Below are 5,591 nucleotides of genomic sequence, written 5' to 3' on the forward strand. Positions count from 1 at the left end.
GGTTGGGGGGTGCGGCTAGCTCCGGCCGGCAACCGGCGGGCCGGCGCCGCGTCCGGGGCGCGGGCCGATTCCGCTCCAACGGTGTCCTCACTGGGGTAGTGGTCCGAGCACAGCGCTGGGTTACAGCGCGGCGCATTGGCGGAACTGAATAGTCTGCCTGGCGTGCTTGCGGAAGCCGTCGGTGCCAGCGCCTTTGCAGAGGCCATCTTCGGGGTCAGGGCGAAGTGCCTAGAAGCCTCTTTCGAAGAGACGCAGCAGAGGCATGGAAAGATCGAAAGGTAGGTCGCAGAAAGGATGGGCCCCGACCTCGTTTGTCAGACGGGCGGGCGGTTCAATGCAAACTCGGGACCCCAGCAACGCTACTCCCGCACCCCGCGGACTGTGGCCATGCCAGTGGCGCCCGGGCAGGGCGCCAGGCCCGACGGCTTCCCATTCAGTCGAAACGTGTGAGCACGCACCGAGGTCAATGTTGGGCCCGGTCACGACCCCTGAGGCAATCTTTGGATGATGGCGACCGACCGCTGTGGGCTCAGCAACAGGCTGCGTTTGCTCGCGGCGAATCCGACAGCGTGCGCCAGTTGCCCCCATCGAAGAATACATCGACGTAGAACGCTTCCCGCGTCGAAGCGGCGGTCGCGTCAGTAGTGCGACCGACCGCTCCGAGCCAAGGAGGTGATCAATGCTCAGATGGCCGCAAATGCAAGGTCTACGCGGACATGGCGGCCGGTGACGTCTGTTGGGTCTACCCCTTGTCGGACGTCTCTTCAGTCGTGTTGACGCCGAGTGGGATGTAGGCGAGGCAGGTACCGAAGTAGGCCGTTGCAATCAGAATAAGACCCACGATGTCCAACCACCATAGACCCGTGGCGATGCCGAAAAGGATCGCGACACCGCCCGCGACGAGGCGAATACTCCGATCCTGCTGACCCACGTTCTTGACCAGTTCCATACGATTGCTCCCAGGTTGCTTAACGCAGGATTGCGTTGTGTGGCGCCGCTCAGGTCAGACAGACCGAGCGCCTCATACCGGCGACATCGGGCCATCGCCGCCGATTTCCAGTGCGCAAGGCCCCGCGACGTCTGGCCGATGCGTAGAGTAGGCTCTCCGGTATTTCATGGGCGGTGTTTCTTTTGATATCAATATGTTGCCAGGCGGGTTGTGCGGCTACTTGCGCTGGAGCCAGGGCCGAAACTGCCAACGCCCATCCAGCTTTCAAAAAGTTACCGCTTGATGTGCCTTTTCAATACGTGTAATTCTTTAGAAATCAGAAGGTTGGAATTTTCGCGCTCAGCCTCATTTTTGACTTTCGTGTACGCCGAAAATATCAATCGAGTATTTGTTTTGGAAGATATTTACCATGCCTATCCGGTTGCCTCCCACACCATGCCGCGGGTCCCGCAATGCGGCCGATTTTTCGCATGCACTCGCCGATCCAGGGGTCTGACGGCTCGCGGAAGTGGCTTGTGCCGCACTTTCGGCTCGAAAACACAACTAGCATGGAATCGTTGGGTAGCAACCGGATAGGCATGATATTTACTTACCCCATGAGATCCTGGAGAGCCGTAGAGTACGTAACTTCTCAATAAGTCGTGGCGGTCGCGGGGTGGTGGTCCTTGAGCCGACGTTGCGTCTCATCATCTTTGCGCTGACCTTTCTCGAAATGCACGACCTCGATCCCTTCCTGCTTGGCGAACCTCTGCACCGCCGCGGCGAAGGCGCGCGTCATCGGCGCCATCAACGTGGTCGAGGCGACCTGCGCTCCACGATGCCCCTTGAAGAAGGCCACCACGCCACCGCCCGTCTGCAGGCGCGGCTGATAGAGGTTGAGATATTAATTGTTGCATAAGTCTTCGCAGTGTAAAATCATGGGGCATGAGCACCAAGATCGAACTGCGAAATCAGAAGCGTAAAGAGGTCGTCGAGGCGATCGTCATTCGCCAAGAACCGGTCCATGTTGTTGCGCGCATCTTCAACATCCCCCAGCGCACGGTCTTTGACTGGCTGTCGCTGTATCGCTCGGGAGGGTGGGATGCCCTCAAGGAAGGGCGACGCACGGGGCGCCCGAGAAAGCTCTCTGCCGAGCAGATGCAATGGGTCTATCAGGCGGTGACGCAAGGCAATCCGCAGCAGTTTCAGTTCGACTTCTGCCTCTGGACGCTCAACACCTTGCGGGCGTTGATCGAGCGCGAGCTGAAGGTCGCGCTGAGCAAGAGTGCGGTGAGCCGCTTGCTCGGGCACCTGGGGCTGAGCCCGCAGCGCCCGGTATACAAGTCCTATCGCCAAAATCCAAGCAAGCTCAAGGAGTACCTGAACGAGACCTTCCCGGAGGCGGTGGCTGAGGCACGTCGGCAGGGGGCTGAGATCTACTTTGTCGATGAGGCCTCGGTGCGCAGCGATGCGCATCGGGGCACGACCTGGGGCGCCATCGGCAAGACGCCGGTCGTCAGCAACAGTGGTGGGCGCTTCAGCTTTAAGCTCATCAGTGCCGTCTCCCCGCGCGGTGACATGCGCTTTGGCTTCATCGCCGAGCGCATGGGCTCCGCTCGTTTCATCGCCTTCCTCAAGAAGCTGCGCAAAGATGCCGGCAAGCCGATTCTGGTCATTGCCGACAATGCGCGCTACCACCACAGCAAAGAGACCCAGCGCTTCATTGCCGAGCAGAACGGTCAGATCCAGCTGACCTTCTTGCCCGCCTATGCACCTGAGCTCAACCCCGACGAGCAGGTCCGGAACCACACCAAAGCACGCCTCGCCAAGCTGCCGGTTCTGAGCAACGACGACATGAAACGTCACTTGTTGTCGATCTTGCACTCGATTCAGAAGCAAACAGCGTTGATCAGGAGCTTCTTCCGGATGCCAGACACCAAGTACATCTCCGAGGCGCTCGGCTGAACTGCGAGCACTTCTGCAACGATTAATAGAGCCGGTCGATGTCTTCGACGTCCAGCCCGACATGCTCGTCCAACAGCTCCGCGACGCGCTGTCCTATCATTGTCGTTGGCCCCGGTTGACTTATCGGCACAACGCCGACCCGCCGCACACGCGGCTATACCCTGAGCTTAGCGGCTCCGGACGATCAACCGGGGCCACCACATGACTCGTCGGTCGGAGGCGAAGCCTCGCTAGAAGAGATGCCGGGCATCGGCGCCCGCTGATAGGAGCGCATCGTGCTGCAGGTCCCTGCTCTGCCGGTCGGAGTCCGACGAGACGCGCATGTCGCCAACCAGCATGAACGGATAACCATCGGGAAGCGGTTTCCGCATACTCTTACAAAGCGACAGGGTTTTCCGCACATTGTTTCAGGTCTGGCGGGCGGCGATTCGACGCTAGGCAATCGGCCTGTCGGAAAACAAGTGTTTTCCGACAGGCCAGCGCCATTGCCGGGCATCTCACCGAATGGCGGCTCTTGACTGTTGGGGGCCGGGCGAGGACCCAAGCGCTTGTTCCATGACTTGCAACAATAGGAGACCTGACCTCGAACCCGCGAACCCGCGCAAGGTCACCGCCTCCGCTGGGGTAGGCGCGCGGGCCGCGATCGGCTCAGTGCAGCACTTCCTCGAGCGAGGTCGCCGTGAGCACCCGTTCGGACCAGACGAGTAAGGTCGCCTCGTCCGCCACGACGAGGCGCTGCTCGACATCCTCCGGCAGCGTACCGAACTTCAGGCGCAGCAGCCGCGCGAGAACGCGGGCCTCACCTTGCTGCATGCCCTGCTGCATGCCTTCTTCACGAAAACGCTCGGCGAACCGGCTCATGGTCTGTGCCTCGTCGGGGTAGTCCCGTGTGTATTGCGTGCGCTCATTATCGTCAAGGGCTGCATAGATGTCGATGAAATCCAGGTACTTGAGCCGTTTCTCGGGATCGGGCTCCAGGGCCGTGAGACCGCGCACGGCCTGGGCGTAGACTTCCACTCGGCGCTCGGGTGGATAGGCCATGTTGGGCAGCGTCAGGCGAGCGACCAGGTTGTCGCTGTCGCGGTAGTCCTCGAACGTCAGCTCGGCCAGCACGCGGCGCAGGTAGTGGAAGTCGAGATAAAGGTGACGCTCGCCGCCCAGGCGCAACTGGGTGGCGACGCCGCTGGCCGCGCGCAGGAAGATGACGACCGGCACCACGCGCTCGGTGCCGAACAGCTCGGCCAGATCCAGACAGTAATGGGCCAAGCGATGGATGGAAAAGCGCCGCGCGTCGCTCTCCTCTTCGATCAGGAACAGGATCGCCTCGCGCCGCCCGTCCGGCCACTCGACCAGGAGTGGGACGTCGAGCTCGCGAAAACGCTCGCCCAGACGTTCCTGCAACTGCTCCTGGCGCACCGGGAGGATACGGACATCCCCCCCGAGGTCGAGCGCCTCGGGCGCGGCGAAGAAGGCGAGCGCCGCGCGCGGGTAGTCGAGGATGAGGTTCTTGAAGTTCTGGTCGTGGGACATGGGGCCATCCGGGCGCGTGGCGGGATCGGGGGATTGTCACCGCTCCCCGAGCACAGCGCAAAGCGAGCATAGTTGGGGTGGGAGCCAAACCCCGTCGCTCGCGGGCCGGTCAAACCGTTCCGGGTGATGTCGCCAAACGGGCGATGTCGCCAAAAAAGAGTTGAATTCCGTCTCCTCCAACCACTGACGGCGACCTGAAAGTCGTCATCTCGATCTGCAGCAAGGCGATCCCCGACCCCGATCCAGTGCGTTCGCGCAGCCGAAGAGGCAAGAAGCAAGACCTGACAGTATGCCGTAACAGGCTGATTAACTTGCGGGTTGAAGTCCCGCCGATGGAGTTGCTCGTACACCATTGTAGTGCCCCGGAGCGGCGTTTGGGTAACCAAGGGTCGTGAGTTTCGTGGGTGCAGAATCGCAGGCCGCAGCGTAAGCGAACCGAGAGGTAGCCTCGTCACTGAATCGAAGAAGCCGACCCTGTGGTCGGAAGGGGAAGGCCGCCGCCGGTGGGAAGAGACAACGAGAGCGTCCCATCGATTCTTCCGGGGTAGCAGGGGTGGCATGTGGTGGAAGTCAATCAGTCCCAGTGCGGGAGACCCGTGGCGGTGGAGGCCCAGAACCGTCAACCGCGTCGTATAAGGCGAGTCCGAAGTCGACGCGGGTCGTCGCGGGAGTCGGAGGGGCTCATAGTGTGTGCTGGGCAGCGCCCAGATCAGGTGGGTTGAAGTCCCACTGGTGAGTCCCCTCCGAAAACCCCCTGCTGATTAGCAACTTTCTTCAGCCGAGCCAGTTTTTCGCCGAAGAATGGCGCACACTGGGACACCCGAGCTCGCTGAGGATCCGCGCATGCCGATGAATCGCATCCAGTTTCAACCCGGCTTGTCGCTGCCGGCATTTCATGCGCAGTTCGGCACCGAGGCGCAATGCGAGGCGGAGCTCGAGCGGGTGCGCTGGCCCGATGGATTTCGCTGCCCCAAGTGCGGGCATGCGCATGCCTAGGTGCTGCATGTCGGCGCCCGCAAGGCCTTCCAGTGCCAGGCCTGCCGTACGCAAACCTCGCTGATCGGGGGCACCCTGTTCCAGAGCACTCACCGCTGAGCCTGGCCACCGTCCCTGATGGATTTTCCCCTTTAAATAGTCATTTTGCATGAGGGAGAGGGGTGGGCCTCCC

The 5,591-nt window shown here is 61.5% G+C and carries 4 protein-coding genes and 1 pseudogene; 3 read left to right on the plus strand and 2 right to left on the minus strand.

All coding sequences use genetic code 11. From position 1 onward, the window contains the following. Nucleotides 1-742: 742 nt before the first annotated feature. Entirely contained in the window at nt 743-949 is a 207-nt protein-coding gene (locus G3446_RS25210) for a YgaP family membrane protein (protein WP_164456439.1), read from the minus strand. Between the two features lie 676 nt (nt 950-1,625). On the opposite strand from G3446_RS25210, the gene G3446_RS25215 reads away from it, so the two are divergent. Next, nucleotides 1,626-1,847: a hypothetical protein gene (locus G3446_RS25215; RefSeq protein WP_164456440.1), complete on the plus strand. Its 222-nt coding sequence runs from the start codon at nt 1,626-1,628 to the stop codon at nt 1,845-1,847. Nucleotides 1,848-1,873: 26 nt separating this feature from the next. After that, entirely contained in the window at nt 1,874-2,893 is a 1,020-nt protein-coding gene (locus tag G3446_RS25220) for an IS630 family transposase (RefSeq protein WP_164456441.1), read from the plus strand. Between the two features lie 648 nt (nt 2,894-3,541). Here the strand turns inward: G3446_RS25220 and G3446_RS25230 are convergent. After that, nucleotides 3,542-4,423, minus strand: a complete 882-nt coding sequence (locus tag G3446_RS25230) for an RpnC/YadD family protein (RefSeq protein ID WP_164456442.1) — start codon at nt 4,421-4,423, stop codon at nt 3,542-3,544. Between the two features lie 843 nt (nt 4,424-5,266). Here G3446_RS25230 and G3446_RS25235 point away from each other — a divergent pair. Beyond that, a pseudogene (locus G3446_RS25235) lies at nt 5,267-5,509 on the plus strand (transposase); the annotation flags it as partial. Between the last annotated feature and the right edge of the window lie 82 nt (nt 5,510-5,591).

The organism is Thiorhodococcus minor (assembly GCF_010820565.1).
Lineage (GTDB): Bacteria > Pseudomonadota > Gammaproteobacteria > Chromatiales > Chromatiaceae > Thiorhodococcus > Thiorhodococcus minor.